The organism is Mesorhizobium sp. P2_A8, assembly GCF_056404935.1.
The window spans coordinates 351,482-373,647 of record NZ_JBFUDB010000002.1 but is presented as its reverse complement, the minus strand read 5'-3'; the positions used below and the strand labels follow the sequence as shown (position 1 = coordinate 373,647).

General features: G+C 62.8%; 20 protein-coding genes and 1 pseudogene. 11 read left to right on the top strand and 10 right to left on the bottom strand.

Annotation, left to right across the window (positions count from 1 at the left end):
- Positions 1–173 precede the first annotated feature (173 nt).
- Positions 174–1,375 (top strand): annotated as a pseudogene (locus tag AC1D10_RS08435) (MFS transporter).
- An 8-nt stretch (positions 1,376–1,383) separates the two neighbouring features.
- Here the strand turns inward: AC1D10_RS08435 and mocR are convergent.
- Positions 1,384–2,853: a rhizopine catabolism transcriptional regulator MocR gene (mocR, locus tag AC1D10_RS08430; protein WP_477270518.1), complete on the bottom strand. Its 1,470-nt coding sequence runs from the start codon at positions 2,851–2,853 to the stop codon at positions 1,384–1,386.
- 98 nt (positions 2,854–2,951) lie between these two features.
- On the opposite strand from mocR, the gene AC1D10_RS08425 reads away from it, so the two are divergent.
- The 5 genes from AC1D10_RS08425 (at position 2,952) to AC1D10_RS08405 (ending at position 8,026) form a co-directional block, all read left to right on the top strand.
- On the top strand, positions 2,952–4,070 hold the full coding sequence (locus AC1D10_RS08425; protein ID WP_477270516.1) for a Gfo/Idh/MocA family protein: 1,119 nt from the start codon (positions 2,952–2,954) through the stop codon (positions 4,068–4,070).
- Positions 4,067–4,966, top strand: coding sequence for a myo-inosose-2 dehydratase (iolE, locus tag AC1D10_RS08420; RefSeq protein ID WP_477270514.1), 900 nt, complete (start codon positions 4,067–4,069; stop codon positions 4,964–4,966). The genes AC1D10_RS08425 and iolE overlap by 4 nt, the downstream gene beginning before the upstream one ends.
- Positions 4,967–5,122: 156 nt before the next feature.
- Positions 5,123–6,079, top strand: a complete 957-nt coding sequence (locus AC1D10_RS08415; RefSeq protein WP_477270512.1) for a rhizopine catabolism ABC transporter substrate-binding protein — start codon at positions 5,123–5,125, stop codon at positions 6,077–6,079.
- Positions 6,080–6,134: 55 nt separating this feature from the next.
- Entirely contained in the window at positions 6,135–7,232 is a 1,098-nt protein-coding gene (locus AC1D10_RS08410; RefSeq protein WP_477270510.1) for an ABC transporter permease, read from the top strand.
- Positions 7,232–8,026, top strand: a complete 795-nt coding sequence (locus tag AC1D10_RS08405; RefSeq protein WP_477270508.1) for an ATP-binding cassette domain-containing protein — start codon at positions 7,232–7,234, stop codon at positions 8,024–8,026. Before AC1D10_RS08410 ends, AC1D10_RS08405 begins: the two co-directional genes overlap by 1 nt.
- Before the next feature lie 31 nt (positions 8,027–8,057).
- Here the strand turns inward: AC1D10_RS08405 and AC1D10_RS08400 are convergent, their stop codons facing one another.
- Together AC1D10_RS08400 and AC1D10_RS08395 are read right to left on the bottom strand one after the other, a co-directional pair.
- Positions 8,058–8,354, bottom strand: coding sequence for an HlyU family transcriptional regulator (locus AC1D10_RS08400; protein WP_379100554.1), 297 nt, complete (start codon positions 8,352–8,354; stop codon positions 8,058–8,060).
- A 52-nt stretch (positions 8,355–8,406) separates the two neighbouring features.
- Positions 8,407–9,048 carry a TetR/AcrR family transcriptional regulator gene (locus tag AC1D10_RS08395; RefSeq protein ID WP_477270506.1) on the bottom strand — a complete coding sequence of 214 codons (642 nt, stop codon included), beginning with the start codon at positions 9,046–9,048 and terminating at the stop codon, positions 8,407–8,409.
- Between the two features lie 183 nt (positions 9,049–9,231).
- Here AC1D10_RS08395 and AC1D10_RS08390 point away from each other — a divergent pair, with 183 nt between their 5' ends.
- Both AC1D10_RS08390 and AC1D10_RS08385 read left to right on the top strand, forming a co-directional pair.
- A complete protein-coding gene (locus tag AC1D10_RS08390) occupies positions 9,232–9,909 on the top strand; it encodes a PspA/IM30 family protein (RefSeq protein ID WP_477270504.1) in 678 nt (225 codons plus the stop codon).
- A gap of 77 nt (positions 9,910–9,986) precedes the next feature.
- Entirely contained in the window at positions 9,987–10,247 is a 261-nt protein-coding gene (locus tag AC1D10_RS08385; protein ID WP_379100560.1) for a YiaA/YiaB family inner membrane protein, read from the top strand.
- A 69-nt stretch (positions 10,248–10,316) separates the two neighbouring features.
- On the opposite strand, the gene AC1D10_RS08380 is transcribed toward AC1D10_RS08385, so the two are convergent.
- Positions 10,317–10,985: a PadR family transcriptional regulator gene (locus AC1D10_RS08380; protein WP_477270501.1), complete on the bottom strand. Its 669-nt coding sequence runs from the start codon at positions 10,983–10,985 to the stop codon at positions 10,317–10,319.
- Positions 10,986–11,257: 272 nt separating this feature from the next.
- Here AC1D10_RS08380 and AC1D10_RS08375 point away from each other — a divergent pair, with 272 nt between their 5' ends.
- On the top strand, positions 11,258–11,515 hold the full coding sequence (locus tag AC1D10_RS08375) for a DUF2798 domain-containing protein (RefSeq protein WP_477270499.1): 258 nt from the start codon (positions 11,258–11,260) through the stop codon (positions 11,513–11,515).
- A 69-nt stretch (positions 11,516–11,584) separates the two neighbouring features.
- On the opposite strand, the gene AC1D10_RS08370 is transcribed toward AC1D10_RS08375, so the two are convergent.
- From AC1D10_RS08370 to AC1D10_RS08360, 3 genes are all read right to left on the bottom strand, one after another.
- Positions 11,585–11,977: a thiol-disulfide oxidoreductase DCC family protein gene (locus AC1D10_RS08370; protein ID WP_477270497.1), complete on the bottom strand. Its 393-nt coding sequence runs from the start codon at positions 11,975–11,977 to the stop codon at positions 11,585–11,587.
- Between the two features lie 40 nt (positions 11,978–12,017).
- Entirely contained in the window at positions 12,018–13,082 is a 1,065-nt protein-coding gene (locus tag AC1D10_RS08365) for a DMT family transporter (RefSeq protein ID WP_477270495.1), read from the bottom strand.
- Between the two features lie 151 nt (positions 13,083–13,233).
- The gene (locus AC1D10_RS08360) at positions 13,234–13,527 is read right to left on the bottom strand and encodes a GYD domain-containing protein (RefSeq protein ID WP_111543731.1); all 294 of its coding nucleotides are present in this window, start codon (positions 13,525–13,527) and stop codon (positions 13,234–13,236) included.
- A 328-nt stretch (positions 13,528–13,855) separates the two neighbouring features.
- On the opposite strand from AC1D10_RS08360, the gene AC1D10_RS08355 reads away from it, so the two are divergent.
- Positions 13,856–14,911, top strand: coding sequence for a TauD/TfdA family dioxygenase (locus AC1D10_RS08355; protein WP_477270493.1), 1,056 nt, complete (start codon positions 13,856–13,858; stop codon positions 14,909–14,911).
- Positions 14,912–15,048: 137 nt separating this feature from the next.
- On the opposite strand, the gene rpoD is transcribed toward AC1D10_RS08355, so the two are convergent.
- The 3 genes from rpoD to AC1D10_RS08340 all read right to left on the bottom strand — a co-directional run bounded on the left by rpoD (position 15,049) and on the right by AC1D10_RS08340 (position 20,050).
- Positions 15,049–17,070, bottom strand: a complete 2,022-nt coding sequence (gene rpoD, locus AC1D10_RS08350; protein WP_379100570.1) for an RNA polymerase sigma factor RpoD — start codon at positions 17,068–17,070, stop codon at positions 15,049–15,051.
- 519 nt (positions 17,071–17,589) lie between these two features.
- Positions 17,590–19,533, bottom strand: a complete 1,944-nt coding sequence (gene dnaG / locus AC1D10_RS08345; RefSeq protein WP_477270490.1) for a DNA primase — start codon at positions 19,531–19,533, stop codon at positions 17,590–17,592.
- A 151-nt stretch (positions 19,534–19,684) separates the two neighbouring features.
- Complete coding sequence (locus AC1D10_RS08340) at positions 19,685–20,050, bottom strand: RcnB family protein (RefSeq protein ID WP_477270488.1); 366 nt, start codon at positions 20,048–20,050, stop codon at positions 19,685–19,687.
- Positions 20,051–20,399: 349 nt separating this feature from the next.
- Here AC1D10_RS08340 and AC1D10_RS08335 point away from each other — a divergent pair, with 349 nt between their 5' ends.
- A complete protein-coding gene (locus AC1D10_RS08335) occupies positions 20,400–22,064 on the top strand; it encodes a Na/Pi cotransporter family protein (RefSeq protein WP_477270486.1) in 1,665 nt (554 codons plus the stop codon).
- The last annotated feature ends 102 nt before the right edge of the window (positions 22,065–22,166 follow it).

The following is a 22,166-nucleotide window of genomic DNA, read 5'->3' as shown; positions in this document are numbered from 1 at the left end:
CGATGCCACACCGATCATGAATAGCGCCGGCGGAATGCGGCCCGGCCGACGGGAAAACACCGTCACGTCAAACTGGATAAAAAATGCAACCGGATTGTAGGATCGGCCTCTGCGTCAGCGTCCTTCGGGATGCAAGCAGCGCGTAGCGCTGCCCTCTGGCATGGGAGAAAAACATGAACCTTTCCTATCGTTGGGTCATCGTCGCGGCTGGCGCGCTGATGTCCTGTGTCGCCATCGGCACGATGTTTTCGCTGGCGATCTTCCTCGAGCCGATGGCGATCGACACCGGCTGGTCGCGCGCCGGCATTTCGAGCGCCATGACGCTCAACTTCCTGGTGATGGGCCTCGGCGGCTTCGCCTGGGGCGCCCTGTCCGACCGTTTTGGCGCCCGCATCGTCGTGATGATCGGCGCGGTGCTGCTCGGGCTGGCGCTGGTGTTGGCCAGCCGCACCGGCTCGCTGCTGACCTTCCAGGTCACCTATGGCGTGCTGGTCGGCCTCGCGGCCAGTGCCTTTTTCGCGCCGATGATCGCGCTGACATCAGGCTGGTTCGACACCAACCGCAGCCTTGCGGTTTCGCTGGTCTCGGCCGGCATGGGCGTCGCTCCAATGACGATCTCACCCTTCGCCCGCTGGCTGATCTCGGCCTATGACTGGCGCACCGCCATGTTCGACATCGGCATCACCGCATGGGTGCTGCTGTTGCCGGCCGTGCTGCTGGTCCGTCAGCCGCCGAAGCCGGCCGTGGCCGATATCGGTTCCGCGCCGGTTGCCGAGGGCGCCGGCCTGACGGTTGGCCAGGCGCTGCGCTCGCCGCAGTTCATCGTGCTGGGGCTGACCTTCTTTGCCTGCTGTGCCGCGCATTCCGGGCCAATCTTCCACATGGTGAGCTATGCCATGCTGTGCGGCGTGGCGCCGATGGCGGCGGTCTCGATCTACAGCGTCGAGGGCCTTGCTGGCCTGGGCGGCCGGCTTCTCTACGGCGTGCTTGCCGACCGGTTGGGCGTCAAGCCGGTGCTGATCGCCGGCCTGGCGATCCAGGCGATCGTCATTGCCGCCTATCTCAGCATCAGCCAGCTCGGGCAGTTCTATATGCTCGCCGTCATCTTCGGCGCCACCTATGGCGGCGTCATGCCGCTCTATGCGGTGCTGGCGCGAGAATATTTCGGCCAGCGCATCCTCGGCACCGTGTTCGGCGCTGCAACCATGCTGTCCAGCCTCGGCATGGCGCTCGGACCGTTGGCCGGCGGCATGGTGTTCGATGCCTTGCCAACTATTCCTGGCTGTTCATCGGCTCCGCCATCATCGGGCTCGGCGCGGTCGGCATCGCCATCGCCTTCCCGCCACTGCCGCGCCGGGAACTGCAGACCGCGTAATCTCGGGGTTACGTGAGATTGTTTGTTCGTGAGAAATGGGCTTTCAGCACGGCCCTAAATTTTTGCATGGTCTTTTCGGTTGTCTGCGCATCGGCAGCCGCAAAGCCCATGACAAGACCGTTCTGTTTTGTGCCGTGACGATACTGGATCGATAGAGCCGAGACGTTGATCCCTTGCTGGAGCAACGCCTCGGCAATGGCCGCGTCGTTACATTTCTCGCGGAAAATGCCGACAACCTGAATGCCGGATTCGGTGGCATGGAAATCCAGCCATTCTCCTATATGCCTTTGAGCGCTTTCCAGGAAGAACTGGCGCCTTTCCGCATAGAGACGCCGCATGCGCCGGAGATGGCGGGTAAAGTGGCCCTCGTTCATGAAGTCCGCCAGCGCAGCCTGGGCAAGCAATGGGGCGAACTGGCCGGTCACGCTCAGCGCCGAGACGATTGTATGGTCTATTGCCTTGGGCGCCACCAGAAAGCCGAGGCGCATGGCCGGAAACAGGATCTTCGCGAAGGTTCCGACATAGACCACCCGGTTTGATGCACCGATGCCCTGCAGCGCCGGAATTGGCTGCCCTTGAAAACGGTATTCGCCGTCGTAGTCGTCCTCGATGATCCATGAACGCCAGGTCTCGGCCATGTGCAGGAGATTGAGCCGCTGTTCCATCGGCATGGTTATGCCCAGCGGGTGATGGCAGGAGGGCGTCACGAAAATCATGCGCGGAATGACGGGAGGCGGATCGAGGTTCCAGCCAGCATTGCCCACGCGCAGCGGTGCCAGTTTCGCCCTCGCCGAGACGAAAGCCGAACCCGCTCCGTAATATCCTGGCTCCTCCATCCACACCGTGTCGCCTTCATCGATCAGCAGGCGGGCCAGGAGATCGAACGCCGACTGGGCACCGTTGGTCACGACGATCTGCTCGGCGGTGCACCGAACGCCCCGCGAAGCGGTGAGATAGCGGGCTATCGCCTCGCAAAGCGGTGGATAGCCTTTGACGTGATAGGTCCCGAAAAGGTCGATATGCGCGAATTTTGCCCGGCGGCTGAGCAGTTTCGACCAGGTGTTGAACGGGAAATTATCCGGGTCCGGCATGCCGGGATGAAAGGCAAGCATGCCGGGCCGGCCGTGATGATATGGCTGGGCGAGCATGGTCTGCCCGCGCAGAGATATCGGGTTCTCGTCCTCGGCCGACACATGCTCCGCCGCGGTCGAACGGGTCGGCAGATCCATGACCAGCGAGGGCCTGCGTGGCCGGATGGCCAGATAACCTTCCAGCGCCAGCTGGTCGCAAGCGGCAATCACCGTGTTGCGGCCCACCTGCAGATCCCGTGCCATGACCCGTGTCGAGGGCAGCGCGTGGCCGCTCGGCAGCAAGCGCCGTTCGATCAGGCTGCGCAACTGGGCATAGAGCTGCCGGTGCAGGTTGGCGGAACTGCCGCGATCCAGTGCGATGCCGTCGATCGGAAAACTGGTCTTCATCCTGGTTCCGAAAAATCAATGCAATCTGGTTCTAACAATGGAACCAAAGCAGTCCTAGGCTCAAGAAAAATGCGTTCGGGTTCAGATGGGGCTGACCGATGCAGTGCATAAAGGTGGGAGTGATCGGTGCGGGTGGCGTCGCCCAGGTCGAGCACATTCCGAATCTGCTCAGATTGCACCGGCAGTTCGAGATCCTCGGCGTCTATGATCCTTCGCGCAAAGTCCGCGCCTTTGTTGGAGAGGAATTCGGACTTACGACATTCGCCGATCTAGACCAGCTTCTTGCCATGCCGCTTGACGCTGTGGTCATAGCCTCGCCCGATGCCTTGCACTGGGAACAGGCTCTCGCCGCCTTCGCCAGGGGGCTGCACATCTTCTGTGAAAAGCCGCTTAGCTATAGCGCCGAGGATATCGACGACTTGATCGCCGCCAGGGATCGCGCCGGCAAGGTGCTTCAGGTCGGCTACATGAAGCGTTTCGATCCGAGCTACGAGGCGGCGCTGAAAATGCTGCCAGGCACGGCGCGGACGCTTCGCTACATCTCGGTCGAGGTCAATGATCCCGACGCGTGGCCGTTCGTGCGGCATCACTCCACATGCCGGGGCGACGACGTGGCGGCGGGGTTGGTTGCCTCGACCGAAGCCAGGCAGCGCGAGCAGGTGGACCGCGCGGTGTCCGGTTTGGACGATCCCAACGCCTTTCGCGGCTTTGTCGGCGCCTATTGTTCGGCGATCGTGCACGACGTGAACGCGGTCCACGGCTTGCTCGATGCGCTGGGGATCGCGGAGGGTGACATTGTCGGCGCCTCGCTTTTTGCCAGGGGCGAAGGCGGCCAGGGTGCCGTGCGGCTGCTCGGCGGCCAGGCGCTGTGGAACATGGTTCATCTGGCCGTACCTGGGCTCGCCGACTACCGCGAGCGCATAACCCTCTACTTCGACCACGCCTCGCTCGAACTGGAATTTCCCTCGCCCTACCTCAACCACCAGGCGACGCGGCTGACCGTCCGCACGAGCGACGGCCACACCCTGTCCAGCCGCGACATCCGCAGCGGCTACGAAGAGGCGTTTGTCGAGGAGTTGAAAGGTTTCTGGTCGGCGATCGTCGAAGGCACGCCGGTGCGCAACACCGCCGAGCACGCCCGTCGCGACATGACGCTGCTGGCCGGGCTCACCCGGCATCACCTTGCCCAACTCAAGCAGCCAGGAGTTCGCCCGTGACGGTTCGCATCGGCATCAATCCGATCACCTGGAGCAACGATGACGTGCCCGAACTCGGCGGCGACACGCCGCTTGAGGTCTGTCTTAGCGAAACCAGACAGGCCGGCTATTCCGGCACTGAACTTGGCGGCAAGTTTCCGCGCCGGTCGGCTGACCTGAAGCTGATCATGGAACGCTATGGCCTCGCCGTGATTTCCGGCTGGTATGATGGCCGCTGCGACGAGAAGGATGTCAGCGCGGAAATGGATGCGATCATGCCGCATCTCCAACTGTTGAAGGATATGGGCTCGACCCATGTCGTCTATGCCGACACCTCGCGCGGGCGCCATAACGCCATCTGGGGGCCGATCTCGCAGCGCCCGGCGCAGAGCCCGCAGGAGTGGCCGGCCTACGGCCGCAAGCTGACCGCGCTGGCCGAGCGGATGGCGGATTTCGGCGTGCGCATGGCCTTTCACCACCATATGGGGACCATCGTCGAGACCGATGCCGAGGTGGGCCTGCTGATGCGGCACACCGGCGAGGCGGTTGGCCTGCTCTACGACACCGGCCATTCGATATTTTCGGGCGGCGACCCGCTGGCTTTGATCAAGGCGCACGTCAAACGCGTCGTGCATGTGCATTGCAAGGACGCGCGCAAAGCCGTCCTTGATCGTGCCCGCGCGCAAGACATGAGTTTCATGGGCGCGGTCATGGAAGGGATATTCACCGTTCCCGGCGACGGGTTCATCGACTATCCGGCCATTTTGCGCGTGCTTGCCGACAACGGCTACAGCGGCTGGCTGGTCGTCGAGGCCGAGCAGGATCCCAGCAAGGCCAACCCGCTGACCTTTGCGACAATGGGATTCCAGAACCTGTCGCGCATGGCCAGCGAAGCCGGATTTACCATCATGGAATGATCGGGGCCGCCATGCGGCCTCTGGGGAACCAGTGCTGATGAATGAAACTGGACAAAGGTGTGCGAAGATCGAGGTCAGGTAATAACAACACACCTTGAAGGGGCAACTGGACTGCCGACCGTAACTGCGGCGGCGGAAAACAAACAGGAGGTTGTTATGTTTTCACTTGCGAAATTGATAAAGCCTGCGCTCGGCCTGCTGGCCGGCGTCACAATGATGGCGGCGGCCACCAGCCTTGCGGCCGCCGACGAGACGCACGTGGTGTTTGTAACCCATGGCCAGAGCGGCGACCCCTACTGGTCGGTGGTGAAGAACGGCATGGACGACGCGGCCAAGACTCTGGGCGTCAAGGCCGAATATCTGGCGCCGGAAACCTTCGACATGGCCAAGATGGCGCAGATGATCGACGCCATTGCAGCCTCGAAGCCAGATGGGATGGTTGTTTCGATCCCTGACGCCGCGGCCCTTTCAACTCCGGTCAAGAATGCCATTGCTGCCGGCATCCCGGTCATCGTCATCGATTCCGGCGGCTCGAAGCTGACCCATGATCTTGGCGGCCTGCTGTTCATGGGACAGGACGAATTTCAGGCCGGCGTCATGGCCGGCGAGCGCATCAAGGCGCTCGGCCTCACCAAGGCGGTCTGCGCCAACCACGAGGTGGGCAATTCCAGCCTTGACGATCGCTGCGCGGGCTTTGCCAAGGGCCTGGGCGTCGACGTTCCGGTGATGAATGGCGTCATCGACCCGACGGAAATGAAGAACCGCATGATCGCCTACATGACCGCCCATGCCGATACGCAGTTTATTCTCGCTGTCGGCGCCAGCGGTGCCGAACCGACACTGGCCGCGCTCGATGAAATGGGCCTCGGGGGCAAGGTGAAAACCGGCACGTTCGATCTGTCTCCCACGATCCTGCAGGCCGTTGTTGACGGCAAGATGGAGTGGGGCATCGACGCCCAGCAATATGCCATGGGCTATATCCCGGTCGCGATGTTCGACCTTTGGAAGAAGTACAAGATCATGCCGATCTCCGACTATCCGACCGGTCCCGGTTTCGTCACCAAGGACACTGCCGCCTCGGTCATCGACCTGGCAAAACTGGGGAAGCGTTGACTGCTCGCGGCCGGGCCTCGGCCCGGCCGCTTTCACCGATGAAGGTAACGCATCCATGGCTGCAGAGATTCGCGACGAGCGGGTCCGGTCCGTCTCCCGCCTGAGCCGTCTGCTGAGCAGGCCGGAACTCGGTGCGGCGGCCGGGACCGTTCTGGTCTTTGTGTTCTTCGCCATCACGGCGGGAAATACGGGACTTTTCAGTGCCAAGGGGATCATCAATTTCCTCGAGGTCTCGGCCCAGCTTGGCATTCTCGCCGCACCCGTGGCCCTGTTGATGATCGCCGGCGAGTTCGACCTGTCGGTTGGCTCGATGATTGGCTTTGCCGGAATCCTGATCGCCATCCCCTCCGTGTTCTGGGGCTGGCCGATCTGGCTTTCACTGCTGTTTTCCTTCGCTGTTTGCGGCGGTATCGGCGCGCTCAACGGGCTTGCCGTTGTCAGGACCGGACTGCCCTCCTTCATCGTCACGCTCGGAAGCCTGTTCATGCTGCGCGGCCTGACGCTCGGCCTGACGCGCGGCATATCCGGGCGAACCCAGGTGTCGGGCGTGCATGAACTGGCGTTGCACGATCCTCTCAACAGCCTGTTTTCGGGACAGGTGTTTTCCGGCCTCATCGCGTGGCTTTCGGACATCGGCCTGGTCGGCAAGCGGGCCGACGGCTTGCCGTCGATCTCCGGCATTCCAGTGTCGATCGTCTGGTGGATCGTACTGACCCTGCTCTGCACCTGGTTGCTGACGCGTAGCCGCTTCGGCAACTGGATCTTCGCCGCCGGTGGTGAAGCCAATGCCGCGCGCAATCTCGGTGTGCCGGTGGCGCGCACCAAGATCACGCTGTTCGTCATGACGGCCATGGCGGCCGCGCTTTTTGCGGCGATCCAGGTCCTGGTCACCGGCTCGGCCGACACGTTGCGCGGCACCCAGAAGGAGTTCGAGGCCATCATTGCCGTCGTCATCGGCGGCACGCTGCTCACCGGCGGCTACGGATCGGCAATCGGCGCCATGTTCGGCGCGTTGATCTTCGGCGTGGTGCAGATGGGCATCTTCTACACCGGCATAGACACGGACTGGTTCAAGCTGTTCATGGGCGCCATGATGGTCATCGCGGTGCTGTTCAACAGCTATGTGCGCAACCGCGCCATGAGGAGCCGGTGATGACCGAGCCCTATGTCGAACTGAAGTCGGTCAGCAAGTATTTCGGGTCGGTCGTTGCCCTGAAGGATGTGTCCTTCGACGTATGCCCCGGCGAGGTCCATTGCCTGCTCGGCGACAATGGTGCGGGCAAGTCGACGCTGATCAAGACGCTGTCCGGCGTCTACGCGCCCGACGAGGGTGAGATCCGCGTCCAGGGCAAGCCGACACGATTTGCGTCGCCGGCCGATACGCGCAACAGCGGCATCGCAACGGTCTACCAGGACCTGGCTCTGGTGCCGCTGATGAGCGTGGCGCGAAACTTCTTTCTCGGGCGCGAGCCGATGCGCAAGTTCGGCCCGATCAGCCAGTTTGACGCCGAGTTCGCCAACCGCACCGCGTATGACGAATTGTCGGCGATGGGCATCCAGCTGCGCGATCCGGAACAGCCCGTCGGCACGCTTTCGGGCGGGGAACGGCAGTGCCTGGCCATCGCCCGCGCCGTTTATTTCGGCGCCAAGGTGCTGATCCTGGACGAGCCGACATCGGCGCTGGGGGTGCATCAGGCGTCCGTGGTCCTGAAGCTCATCGTCCAGTCCAAGGCGCGCGGCATCGGCGTCATCTTCATTTCCCACAACGTTCATCACGCTTATGTGGTCGGCGACCGCTTTACCCTGTTGAAGCGGGGCAGATGCACGGGCACCTACGCGAAAAGCGAAATCGATCGCGATCAGCTGCTCAATCTGATGGCCGGCGGCAAGGAGCTGGTGGATCTGGAACAGGAGCTGAGCAAGGTCGCCAAAAGCAGTCCCGCGTAGGCTAAGCAGATGGTCAAGCGTTGAAGCGGAGCTACCCGAATATCCGCTCGCCCTGCTCGTCGACCAGCTGGATGCCCTTCTTGATCGAGATGTCGACGGCGTCGTCGAGCCCGGCGAAGCGGTCGGCGCGGATGAATTTGTGCTCCTTGATGACGCCATCGATCTCCTTGGAGACGATGCCGCAGGTCTGGTACTGGCCCTCGGCCTTGTAAGGCGTGGCGCTGATCAGGAAACCCTTGTGCTCAACCTGCTTGGCTGGCGCGGCACTTTTTGGTTCACCAGCCTCAGCACCGCCACCGCCGCCGAAAAGACGTTTTAGAAAAGACATCGCTCAAATCTCCCTGTTCGCCTTGCAAATCGCGGCCTGCCCTGTTCGCGATTCACGGCGTTGTTGTCCCAGCATGCGCGAATGTGCCGCCGCGTTCCAGCCCCCTGATGAAGACGTCGACCAGCAGGTCGATCTGCTGGCCGATCTCGTCCGCCTGCCGGCGGACCGATTTGGCCGCATAGCCGCTGGTGACGATGCCATGCACGCTTGACCAAAGGGTCCGGGCAGCGATCCGGCGCGTCTCATCGTCAAGGTCGAAGTCGCCGCCGGCAAGCACGCCGGCAATGATCTCGAACAGCTGGTCGAGGCGCGCTTCATAGGCATCCGGCTCGGTGCGCACGGCGCGCCGGCGGTTGAAGGCGAGCAGCGCCGGCCAGCTGCCGGGATGCACTTCCACGAAGCGCACATAGGCGCCGGCGAGCGCCAGCAGGCGTTGGCGAACATCCGTCACTCCGCGCCGACCGAGATCGGCCATCGCCGCCGCACCCGCTACGCCCAGCCGGTCGAGCAGCCGCATGTTGACGGCACGGTGCACCTCATCGAGATCGGCGAACAGATTGTAGACCGACCCGACCGAGATACCCGCCTGCTCGGCGATGGTCCTCGCCTTCAGATTATCCATGCCGCCGTCGTTGATCAGCGTCTCGGCAATGGCGAGCACCCGCTCGCTCATCTCTTCCTTGTCCAGTGCCATATCGATCCTTCTTGCCTGCGCGTCCACTGTGACGCGCCACGCTCTCACAGCCTCGTTCTTTCCTTTGTTTACCATATCCTGGAATTCGTGAACAGCGTTCAAAAACCTCTTGAACAATGTTCATTTCCTGTTATGTTGGGTTCGTGAACACTGTTCAACCACTTGGAACGAAGGGAGAAGAAAATGCTTAGCCTGATCAGAACATTGCTCGACGGCGCCAGTGCGCGGGCCGAGGACGGCCTCAAGGACCGCTTCGCCATCGACCTTCTGGCGCAGCGGATCCGCGACGCCGAGACGGGTCTCACCGCCGCCAAGCAGACGCTTGCCTCATTGATTGTCCGTCAGCGTGCCGAACAGGCCAATCTCGACCAGCTCGATCGCCGACACGCCGATCTGGAAAGACGCACAATCAGCGCGCTGGCCGCGGGCAACGACGCGCTTGCCGAAAGTGGCGCGGCAGCCGTTGCCGAGCTGGAGAACGAACGCGAGGTCCGCCGCGCCACCGTGCATAGCCTTGGCGAGAAGACATTGCGGATGCGCGTTTCGGTGGAGCGGGCGCATCGCCGGATCATCGACCTCAACCAGGGCATGATCTCGGCCCGCGCCATCGATGCCGAGCGCAAGGCGCAGTCACGCCTCGTCAGGTCGATCGGTCAGTCGGCAAGTCTCAACGAGGCCGAAGACCTTTTGGCCCGCATCAAGGCAGGCAGCGACCCATTCGAGGAGGCCGGCATCCTCGACGAGATCGATGGCGAGCTGCGGCATGAGGCTATCCGCGACCGCCTCGCCGACGCCGGGCATGGCCCAGCGGTGAGAGTGCGCGCCAAGGACGTGCTCGAGCGCCTGAAGACCATCAACTGAAAACGCATTTCCAGACCTGATTTCCATCAACCCAAATCCATCAAAGCCACGTTTCGTCAAACCAACGGAGAACTTCAATGAACGCCAACCAGACCTACATCATGTTCAACACCATTTCGGTCGGTGCCGCCTATTTCATGCTCGGCTTGTCGCTGTGGCTGGCGCCGGTCGACCTGTCGACCAAGGGCTATTGGGCCATGGGCATCCTGCTGCTCACCGGCAGCCTGGTGAACCTGGTCAAGTACCGCACCGACGAGCGCCTGTCGGCCGAGATGACCGCCAAGATCGAGAAGGCCCGCAACGAGAAGCTGATCAGCGAGTATGTCGGTAAGGAATGATCCAGCACGCCTGGAGATGAAAAAGCCCGGGTCTCCCGGGCTTTTTTGTCTGTGCTGGATTAGACGGCCTCAGCTGCGCGACAGTGCCTCCAGCGCCTCGGCGGCGCCTTCGAGAATGGCGATCGCTTCGGCCTGCTTGTCGGCCGGGGCATCGACGAAGTCGCCGAGGGCCGCGCGCAGCCGGTGCCGCACGGCGCGGAACTCGTCACGCGCTTCCGAGCGGCCGCCACGACGTCCGCCCTCTTCGCTCTCGTCGTTCCAGCCGAACCAGTCGCGCGCCTTGGCCATCTTGCGGCCGAAGCGCTCGAGATGCTCGAGCACCCCGTCGATCATCTCGCGGTTGTCGTTGAGATGCGCCTGTCCGGCTTCGGTGATCGAAAACACCTTCTTGTTGCCGTCGGCGGCGGAGGCGGCATAGCCGGCCTCTTCCAGGAAGGTCAGCGTCGGGTAGACCACGCCCGGGCTCGGGCTGTAGATGCCGCTGGTGCGCTCTTCGAGGGCCTTGATGATGTCGTAGCCATGGCGCGGCGCCTCGGCCAGCAGCGACAGCGTGATCAGCTTGAGGTCGCCGTCGGCCAGCATGCGCCCGGCGCGGAACATGTCGCCGGGGCCACCGCGTCCGCCGCCACGACCGCCATGGCCGAATGGACCGAAACCGCCGCCACGGCCGCCGAGCTTGCCGGCCATGTGCATGAAAGCGCGCAACGGGTGCTCGCCAGAATGATGATGTCTGTGCATTGATTGCTCCTTGAGTTCTATCTTACGATATATCTTAGTTAGGCGTACCAGATGCTGGAGTCAAGATATATCTTACGATGTATCTGACTGCCGCGTCAGAGGCTTGATTTCGCCGAAACGTGCCGCTAGAAGGCCCACGGGCGGCTCGGCTGCTCCGTAAGCGTCTGACGTCAAGCAACGCATCCAACCCCGGTCTTTCCGGGCAATTGCGCCGGTCACCGGCGAATGGATGCCAAATGCGAGCGACCGGACACTTCAGGGAACCTCCCAAAATGACTGCAAGAAATCGGCGCAGGAAGCTGCCTGCGCGCTATGCTGCCATCCTCAGCCCGCTGGTGCTGTCGCTGTTGATGACCTTCATCGTCTCGCTTATCTCGACGCTGAAAAGCCTTGGTTTCCACCCCAACCTGCCGTCCATCTGGATGACCGCATGGGGCCTGTCCTGGCTGGTAGCGTTTCCGACGTTGCTGCTGGTGCTGCCGGTGGTGCGCCGCATCGTCGGCGCGCTCTGCGAGCCGGCCGGCCGATAAGGCACGGCGAATGGAGGTCCGCCAATGTTTTCCGGACCTCCATTCGCCCCGGTCACCGATGACGAACCGCTACCAGCGGCCCTTGCGCCGGTTCCAGGCGTAGAGCAGGTCGGCGAAACGATCATAGGCAAAACGCGTCAGCGGCAAGACAACCGGATTGCCGAACACCGTAGCCAACCAGCCCTCGCCCGGCGTTATCAGCCACACGGCAATCGCGACATCGGCGCCGACCAGCAGCCGGCCGTCCGCGTCGGTGGCGTGCAGCCGGCGACGGATATCCTCGAGCGACGCGCCAGATCCGGCAAGTGCTGCCGGTTCAAGGTTGATGTCGCGAAACTCGATCCGCCCGGCCTTGACCGCTTCGATCAGCCGCCGCTTCTGCCGGCTGATGCCGGCATCGCAAACCGGGCAACGCGTGTTGTACCAGACGGTCAGCAAAGGCTTGGTTCGTTGTTCGGGCATGATGCTTCCAAAAACCCACACCTGTTTTTTAGGATCATGCTCAGCCGTGGCCATGCCTGTGGTGCAGGTCGGGATAGTGCGGGTGCCGGTGACGCATGGGCGCATGCCGGTGCCAGTGCGAATGCGGCTCGCTCACCGGTCCGTCATGATCGTGCTGGTGGTGCTCGTCATGCACATGGCTGTGTTCGTGCTCCATTTCCTCGTGCTCGTGCTCGTGCTCATGGCGTTCCGACAGATGCAGCCAGGGGCCGACGCCCATCAGAAGCCCGGCGACCGCCAGCCTGAGCGTGACGGCGTCACCCAGGATGGCGATTGCCAGCAGCGCGCCGATAAAGGGGGCGAGCGAGTAATAGGCCCCTGTCCGTGCAGTGCCGAGATGGCGCAGCGCCACGATGAACATCACCAGGCTGACCCCGATGGCAAGGAAGCCGACGGCCGCGGTGACAGCGACGATTGACATCGGGGGAAACGAAGTCCCGCCGGCAAGCGCCAGCCCGACATTGACGACACCCGCCACCAGCCCTTTGAGCATGGCGATCATCACCGGGTCGGTGGCCGAGATCCTGCGTGTGAAATTGTTGTCCAGCCCCCATGCCAGGCACGCCGCGGCGACCAGCACGGCGCCAAGGTTGAAGGTGACGCCTTGACCTTGCCACGACAGCAGAACGGCACCGGCAAGGATGGAGAAGGCGCCCAGGAGCAGGCGCCGGTCGACATTCTCACGGTAGACGAGCCAGGCGATCGCCATCGTCGCCAACCCTTCGAGGTTGAGCAGCAGCGCGGAACTGGACGCGGTGTTGAGGCTGAGGCCGAACATCAGCAGCACCGGCGCAACGATACCACCCATGCCGATTGCCAGGGCCAGCCAGGGAATATCCCCAGCGGTCAGCTGCGCCTCGCCGGCCGCAGCCTGATTGCCTCGAAGCAAGCGATACAAGGCCAGCCCGGCACCGGCGCCGAGATAGAGCAGGCCAGCCAGTATGAAGGGGTTGACGCTGTCGAGCAGCAGCTTGCAGAGCGGCGGCGCCGCGCCGAACAGGATGGCTGAGCCAAGAGCAAGCGGCACGCCGGGCCACAGATGCGCATGTGAATTCGGTTCGGACATGGCCGCATTCTAGTGCATGTCGCCCAAACCGCGCAGCGGTTTTGGGACAACGATATGCATGAAACAGAGACTTGAAGCGCGTCGGCTGAACGATCAGGCGCCGTCAACACTGCGCCTGATCGTCAAACTGTCCATCCCGCTTTTCAGGGCTCTATCCGAGCGAGGTGATGATCTCGCGGTAGGCGAATTCGGGGAAGGCTTTCAGCGTCCGCGTCCTGATGTTGCCACTCGCCGCCAGCATCAGCGAGAATCGAGCCAGCACCGCGTCGTCGGGCGCTTCGAGCACCGCCACCATGTCGTATTCACCCATGGTCAGATAGAACGCCTTGAACGATCCGCCCATGTCTCCCAGCTGTTTCCTGGCGGCGTCGAGTCGTTTCGGTGAATCGCGCACATTTCTGGCGCCCTGTTCCGTCCAGTTCATCAGCACGATGTAGCTTGTCATGCACACCTCCCTCCGGGCCACGGAGCACGGCGGCTTCGCCGGGGCGGGCATCCGGGTTTGTCGCCCAGAAAATGCATCCGATGCGAAACTATCCTCCCGCGGCGAACGTCCTGCAAGGACTACCGCGCCGGCGCCCTATTGCCGGGTGAAGGCGAGCCTCGCGCCAAGCGCCTTGAAGGCTGCGGCAAAGCGACCGTAAGACAGTCGGTGCCGACCAGCGAAAGTCGGTTCAAAAACCCGCCTGGTTGCGGCAATCTCCGTCGTGGCCGTCGATCTGGCGAAAATCCCCGGCCGACGTCCGAAACCGATCCAGCTGCCGGAGAGCTTCATGCGCGAGACCATCGATCTGCCGCCGGAATCGATCGAAAGTCCTGCTGCATGGACCGGCGAGGAGATGGCGAGGCATCCCCAGCATTGGCTGATCGAACTGGATGCGCGGGACGTCGCGGAACTGGAATTGGCGGCAACCGGCTTTCTCGCTGGTTCGCAGGACATCGGTAACCTGACAAAGGCCGATTTTCCGCTGCCCCGGCTTGCCGGTCATCTTGCCGCCCTTCGCGAAAAACTGATCGTAGGCATTGGGTTCGAGGTGCTTCGCGGTCTCCCGGTGGAGAGATACTCCGCGCAAATGGCGGCAACGATCTTCTGCGGGATTGGCGCGCATCTGGGAAGCGCACGATCCCAGAATGCCCAGGGCCAAATCCTCGGCCATGTCCGCGACATCGGCGCCGACGCCAAGGACGCCACGACACGCATATACCAGACCTCGGAACGCCAGACATTTCACACAGACTCGGCCGATGTCGTCGGATTGCTCTGCCTGCGCGATGCCATGCAAGGCGGCGAATCTTTGCTGGTAAGCACTGTGACGATCTACAACGCGATGCGCAAAAGGCGACCCGATCTGGTCCGCCTGCTGTTTGATCCGATTGCGACCGACCGGCGCGGCGAGATACCGGAAGGGGAAAAGCCCTATTTCGAAATCCCGATCCTCAACTGGCATGCGGGATTGCTGACCGGAATCTATCAGCGCCAATACGTCGACAGCGCGCAGCGATTCCCGGATGCGATGCGGTTGAGCGCCGCCCATGTCGAAGCGCTGGATCTCTTCGACAGCCTTGCCAACGACCCGAAGCTAAACCTGTCGATGCGGCTGCGGCCCGGCGACATGCAGTTTGTCTACAATCACTCGCTGCTTCATGACCGCATGGGCTTTCGGGATTGGCCAGACCAGGACAAACGACGCCATATGCTGCGCCTGTGGCTGTCGGTCCCGGGCGACCGTCCGCTGCCTGAGTGCTTCAGGCAACGCTATGGCTCGATAGAGATCGGCAATCGAGGCGGCATCATCGTCAAGGGGGCGCGGCTGAACATGCCGTTGTAGGAGCAATTCGAGGACAAGTGTGAAACGCCCTCCGCCCCTGAATTATAGAGCGGTCCGGCGTTTCCTTGATGAACCACTTGAAACGAAAAAGGGCGCCAATCGGCGCCCTCAACTCTTCGCAACAGACAAATCCCAACTCAGCTATCCAGGAAGCTCCGCAGCTTGCGGCTCCGGCTCGGATGCTTGAGCTTGCGCAGCGCCTTGGCCTCGATCTGGCGGATGCGCTCGCGGGTGACCGAGAACTGCTGGCCGACTTCTTCCAGCGTATGGTCGGTGTTCATGCCGATGCCGAAGCGCATGCGCAGAACGCGCTCCTCGCGCGGCGTCAGCGAGGCCAGCACGCGCGTCGTGGTCTCGCGCAGATTGGCCTGGATCGCTGCGTCGATCGGCAGGATCGCCATCTTGTCCTCGATGAAATCGCCCAGATGCGAATCCTCCTCGTCGCCGACAGGCGTTTCGAGCGAGATCGGCTCCTTGGCGATCTTCAGCACCTTGCGCACTTTTTCGAGCGGCATGGCGAGCTTTTCGGCCAGCTCTTCCGGTGTCGGCTCGCGGCCGATCTCGTGCAGCATCTGGCGCGAGGTGCGCACGATCTTGTTGATCGTCTCGATCATGTGCACCGGAATGCGGATCGTGCGCGCCTGGTCGGCGATCGAACGCGTGATCGCCTGCCGGATCCACCATGTCGCGTAGGTCGAGAACTTGTAGCCGCGGCGGTATTCGAATTTGTCGACCGCCTTCATCAGGCCGATATTGCCTTCCTGGATCAGGTCGAGGAACTGCAGGCCGCGATTGGTGTATTTCTTGGCGATGGAGATGACGAGGCGCAGATTGGCCTCGACCATTTCCTTCTTGGCGATCGCGGCTTCGCGCTCGCCCTTCTGCACCTGGTTGACGATCTTGCGGAATTCCAGGATCGAGATCGCCGTTTCGGTGGCCAGATGCTGGATCTCGGCACGCAGGTCGCGGATGGCGTCCTTCTCGTTCTTGGTGAATTCCTTCCAGCCGCGCGAGGTCAGGTTGCCGATCGCGCGCGTCCAGTTCGGGTCGAGCTCCGAGCCCTGATATTCCTTCAGGAACTCCTCGCGGCGCACGCCGTAGCTTTCGGCTAGCCTGAGCAGCTTGCCCTCGTTCTGCACCAGGCGCTTGTTGATGTCGTAGAGCTGCTCGACCAGCGCCTCGATGCGCGCCGTGTTGAGCGACAGCGACTTCACCGCCTTGATCAGCTGGTCCTTCAGCTCCTTCAGCCGGCGGTCCTGGCTGGGCGACAGCGTGCCGGCCGCGGCCAGCCGGTTCTCGACCTGCTGGTCCTGCAGCTTGCGCAGCTTCTTGTAGGTGTCGGCGATGACGTCGAGCGTCTCCATCACCTGCGGGCGCAGTTCCGCTTCCATCGCCGCCAGCGACAGGCTGGCCTCGTCCTCGTCTTCCTCGTCGTCATCGACCAGCCCGCGCGTGTCGGCGCCGACATTGGTGACGTCTTCTTCCTCGTCGCGCGAACGGCGCGGCTTTTCCTCGACCTTGGCTTCCTCGATGCGCTCGACCACCGGCGCCTGCTTGGCCTCGGGACCGGCATAGGTGGCTTCGAGATCGATGATCTCGCGCAGCAGGATCTTGGATTCGTTGAGCTCGTCGCGCCAGATGATGATGGCCTGGAAGGTCAGCGGGCTTTCGCACAGACCCGCGATCATCGTCTCGCGGCCGGCCTCGATGCGCTTGGCAATGGCGATTTCGCCCTCGCGCGACAGAAGCTCGACCGAGCCCATCTCGCGCAGATACATGCGCACCGGGTCGTCGGTGCGGTCGGTCGGCTCTTTCTTGGTGGTGGTGGCGGCAACGGCGGTGCCGGTCTGCTCGGCCAGCTCGTTGGCGTCTTCCTCGGCGTCGGCAGCGGTATCGCCGGCCTCCGGCTCCTCGCCCTGCTCGTCGTCCTCGACCACGTTGATGCCCATGTCGGACAGCATCGCCATCGTGTCCTCGATCTGCTCCGAGGTCACTTCCTCGGAGGGCAGCACCGAGTTCAGCTCGTCCATGGTGACATAGCCGCGCTTCTTGGCGGCCTTGATCATCTTCTTGACAGCATCATCGGAAAGGTCGAGCAAAGGCCCATCGGTGGCGCCTTCGCGTTCGGTTTCGACCTCTTCCTTTTCCTTTGTCGCCATAGTCTTTATCTTCTCCTAGCGGCCGGACATCTAAGCCGCGTAAGCTGTCGGACCAGTCAAATCGGATGCGCTCGCTTATGAAACGCGCTTCACCGGGCCAGTAACTGCATCTATCGTTAAGTCCAGATTAACCCTGATATCTGTGGCAGGCAGCCTGCCTGTCCAGTGGACCAGTACCTCACATCGCCTATTTCCCGTCGACGCGGGTGCGGGTTAACGTTTCGAATCGTCCTGATTCCGCCATTCTGCCGGAAGGTCAAGCGCCTCTCGCATGATTCGCATGAAAAAAGCGAATCAATTACCCGACTTAGCCCGCCACGCGCCATTTGGACGCGCAACAACGCCTTCACATTTCACTCTCTTACCAACCCCGTCCCGCCGCTGGGCCGGCAAGGGCTCTGTCTTCATGTGGTGGAAGCCACGACCTTGTCCGAAAACCGGTCCCACTTTTCGGGATCATGCTTTTGGTGGAAGCATGACCTTGTCCGAAAACCGGTTCCCACTTTTCGGGATCATGCTCTAAGCCCGCCCGGCCCTGCCCGAGGACACGCCGAATCCTTCGATCAGCGCTTCCGTCGCTTGTACATCCTGGAATTGCGCCTGAATTTCGATCAGGTGCCGGTAGTTTTCGTCTGTGGGATCGGTGGCGAGCGCCGCTTCCGCCTGTTTCAGCTCCTTATGTAAGGTGCGCGCGCTGCGCTGCAAGTGCAGTGCCTGGCTGAAAGCGTCGCGGGCATCCTCGAGCGCGGCGGTCTCCAGCGCCGGCCATTGCCGCGCCCGCCGGATCAGTCCGACCGCCCGCTCCCAGATCTCGGCGCAGCCGGCGCGCTCGATGGTGGAGATAACGGCCTGGCGGTCATTGGCCATGTCATGCGCCATCGCATCGAGGATGGCGCCGTGCAGCCGCCTCAGATCGGAGTTGGCGAGATCGAGAAACTCGATATGAGCGAAATTCTCGTCGATCAGCGCCGGATGGTTGACCAGCGCGACGATGATCGTCGCCTCGCGCATCGACATTCCCTCGTTGCCGCGCTTGACCAGTGCCGATTGGCCAAGGCTTTCGGTGATCGCGATGCGGCCGCCACCAGCCTTGGCGAACTGTCCGCCGGGCGCGGCCTTGCCCTGGCCGCGCTCGCCTGGCCTGCCCCCATCTTGCCGACCTTGGCGCGCACTGCGCTGGTTGCCGAAGAAGCTCAGCACGCGCTCGCGCATCTCCTGTTGATAGTGGTAGCGCAGGCTTTCGTCGCGAATGCGGCTGGTCAGCTCGCGCAGCGTCTTCTCCAACTCCGCCCGCCGCTCCGGCGTATCGAAGACGCCGCCCGCGGTCTCGCGCATCCACAGAAGATCCGCCAGCGGCCGCGCCTCGGCCAGTACGATGCGGAACGCATCCGGCCCTTCGGCCTTGACCAGGTCGTCGGGGTCCTTGCCTTCCGGCAGCAGCGCGAAGCGTGCCGAGCGCCCGGCCTGCACCGAGGGCAGCGCCATGTCGGCGGCGCGCCACGCCGCCTTAAGCCCGGCCTTGTCGCCGTCGAAACACAACATCGGCTCCGGCGCCATGCGCCACAGCAGTTCGAGCTGGTTTTCTGTGAGTGCCGTGCCGAGCGGCGCCACGACGTTCTCGAAGCCGGCCTGCGCCAGCGCGATCACGTCCATATAGCCTTCGACGGCAATCACGGTGCCGCCCTTGGCCAGCGCCTTGCGCGCGCGGGCGAAATTGTAGAGCACATTGCCCTTGTGGAAGAGCTCCGTATCGGGCGAGTTCATGTATTTGGCCAGCGCATCGGGCGCCAGCGCGCGTCCGCCAAAGGCAATGATCTTGCCGCGCGAATCCGGGATCGGAAACATGATGCGGTCGCGGAACCAGTCATAAGAGACCGGGATGTCGTCGCCGTGGCGCACCAGTCCGCAGGCCTCGATATCGGCCTTGGGAACACCCCTGGCGGCGAGATGCTCCTTGAGCGCATTGCGGCTGTCGGGCGCAAAGCCAAGCCGGAACGATTGCTGCGTCGCCGGTGTCAGCCCACGGTCGCGCAGATAGGCGCGGGCTTTCGCGCCTTCCGGTCCCTGCAGCCGCTCCTGGAAGAAGGCGGTCGCCATCTCCATGACATCGGTCAGGCTGGCGCGTTCCTTCTCGCGCCGTTCCTCCTGCGCATCGCGAACCGGCATCGGCACGCCGGCCATGTCGGCGATCTTCTCGACCGCCTCGGGAAAGCTCATGCCGTCGAGTTCGGTCAGGAACTTGAAATGATCGCCCGACACCGAGCAGCCGAAACAATGATAGCGGCCCTTCTTGTCCTCGCAGTGGAAGGACGGGCTCTTCTCGCCATGGAACGGGCAGCAGGCCCAGTAGTCGCCGCGCGGCGCATTGGTCTTCTTCCTGTCCCACGCGACGCGCTGGCCGATGACCGATGAAATCGGCACGCGGTCGCGGATCTCGTCGAGGAAGGCGGGCGGAAAGCGCATCGGGAAACTCGTTTCGCCTCCATATAATCATGCCTGCGAAGTCCGACGACCCCTAATGCGGGCCATACCCGGTTTCCACAGGGCAAAAAGAAAGGCGGCCTTTGCGGGCCGCCTCCTTTCAAGTTCCAGCCTTGTGCCGGCTCCGCCAGGTCTACTGCGCGGCAAGCGCGCCGAAGATGACGCCGGAGAGGACGCCGACCAGCACATAGTCATTGCCGACGCGGATCCATTCCTGGCCGCGGCCGGGGCGATGCAGGCCATAGCGGCCATAGTCGCGGATCGGCTGGTGACGCTTCCAGCTGGAATATTTCTGGCCATTGCGCCAGTTGTTCCGCTTCACGACGACCTTCTTCTTGAAGACGCGCTTCTTCACATCTTGGTGGCCGGGCTTCTGCCAGTCGACCTGGCTGTAGTTCGACTGCGGAGCGTTCGGTGCATTCATCGGTGCGGCCTGGCCGGTGAGCGACGTGGCGGCCAGCATCGAGAAAGCGAGGGCGGAAAGGACAATGCGTTTCATGGGAGGTCTCCTTGGTTGTCGATGTCCGAGGCATAGCCACCCACCGATGAACCGAAACTGAACGCCTGCATTACAATTGTGTAATGAATTCCTCCATTTACCCCAGAAAATTGAACATCATCGCAAAGGCAGCAGCCGCCGTGCCACAGCAACCATTTGCGTGTCCGTCCATTTTCCGACACCGCCTGTCGCGCGGCAACGGCCCCTCGAAATCGACAAGATTTTATTATCCGGCTAAAATAGTCGGGTTATTGTCGGTCACTGCCATGAATATGATTCGCAACTTCGCTTTTGCCCCCGATCGCCGCGCCGTCCGCGTTGCGGGCCCCGTCCGCACATGGGCGGTGAAATGAGCGGTTCCGTCGTCCTTCTGCATCTGGCCGGCGCCGTGGCGCTGATGCTATTTGCCACACGCATGGTGAAGACCGGCGTCGAACGCGCCTATGGCGATGTGCTGCGCCACAAATTGCGCGCCACCATGCGCAATCCGATCATGGCGGTGCTGGCCGGCACCGGCCTCGCCATCGCCCTGCAGAGCTCCACCGCCGTCACGCTGCTGGTCGGTTCCTTCGCCGGCTCCGGCATCGTCTCAGGCGCCGCCGGCCAGCTTGCCGTGCGCGGCGCCGAGATCGGCTCGGCGCTGGTGGTCAAGCTGCTGACCTTCGATCTCACCCTGCTGGTGCCGCTCTGCCTGATCACCGGCACGGTGATGTTCATGGCCACCGAGCGGCGCGACTGGCGCCAGTCCGGCCGCATCCTGGTCGGCATCGGCCTGCTGATCCTGTCGCTTGAAATGATCGGCCAGGCATCGGAGCCGCTGCGCAACAGCCAGCTCATGCCGGTGATCATCAACTACTTCTCCAGCGATTCCATCACCGCCTATCTGCTGGCGGCGCTGATCACCTGGCTGTTCCAGTCGAGCATCGCGGCGGTTCTCCTCATGGCGACGCTGGCCGGCCGTGGCGTGATCAGTCCGGAACTCGGCGTCGTTCTCATCCTCGGCGTCAATCTGGGCTCTTCCATCATCGCGCCGATGCTGACCCGTTCGGCCGGGCCTGCCGTGCGCGTCGTGCCGATCGGCAACCTCTTGATGCGCGGACTTGGCTCGCTGGTCATGCTGGTGCTGTTCATGACCTTCAGGCCGCAGGTCGCCTTCCTCGGCGCGACGGCGGCGGACCAGATCGTCAACGCCCACATCCTGTTCAATGTGCTGATCCTGCTCGCCGGCCTGCCGCTGGCCGGGTTCGTCTACCGCGCCTCGGAGAAGATCGTGGCACTTGGCACCAAGGCCGTGCCGGCCGCCACGCTCGACGTCGTCGAGCTTTCAGCGCTCAACGAAAGCGCGCTCGACGTGCCGAGCCAGGCATTGGCCAACGCCACGCGCGAAGTGGTGCGGGTCTGCGAGACGGTCGAGATCATGCTCAAGCGCATCATCGAGCTCTATGAGAGCGCCGACGCCGACAAGATCAAGGCACTGGCAGCCCTTGACGACCGCGTCGACCGCAAGCACGCAGCGATCAAGCTCTATCTGGCCAAGCTTACCAGGAATCCGCTGACCGAGGATGAGGCCCTGCGCTGCCAGGAACTGATCGGCGCGTGCGTCAAGCTGGAGCAGGTCGGCGACATCATCGTGCGCAATATGCTGGTGCATGTGAAGAAGAAGTTCGAGCGCGGGCTGGAATTCACCGACGAGGGCTGGAGCGAATTGTCCGCTTTCCATGGCTCGGTACTCGCCAATGCGCGGCTTGCCTTCAACGTGCTGGTATCGCGTGATCCCGAGACCGCCCGCCAGCTGGTGTTGGAAAAGGACCGGCTGCGCGACCGCGAGAAGGAAACCAGCGCCAGCCATTTCGTACGGCTGCGCGACGGCACCGCCAAGAGCGTCGAGACCAGCTCGATCCACCTCGACACCATCCGCGACCTGAAGCAGATCAACTCGCTGCTGGCGTCGATGGCCTATCCCGTGCTCGAAGAGCGTGGCCTGCTCACCGGGTCGAGGTTGAAGGCGAGCTGATTTTTGCGACGCCTTCACCGTCCTCGTCTCGGCGGCAAAATACCTTTGCTCTGTTTCCACCAGTCGGGATATGGGTCGGCTGGCCCAACCTTTCGGAGGAAA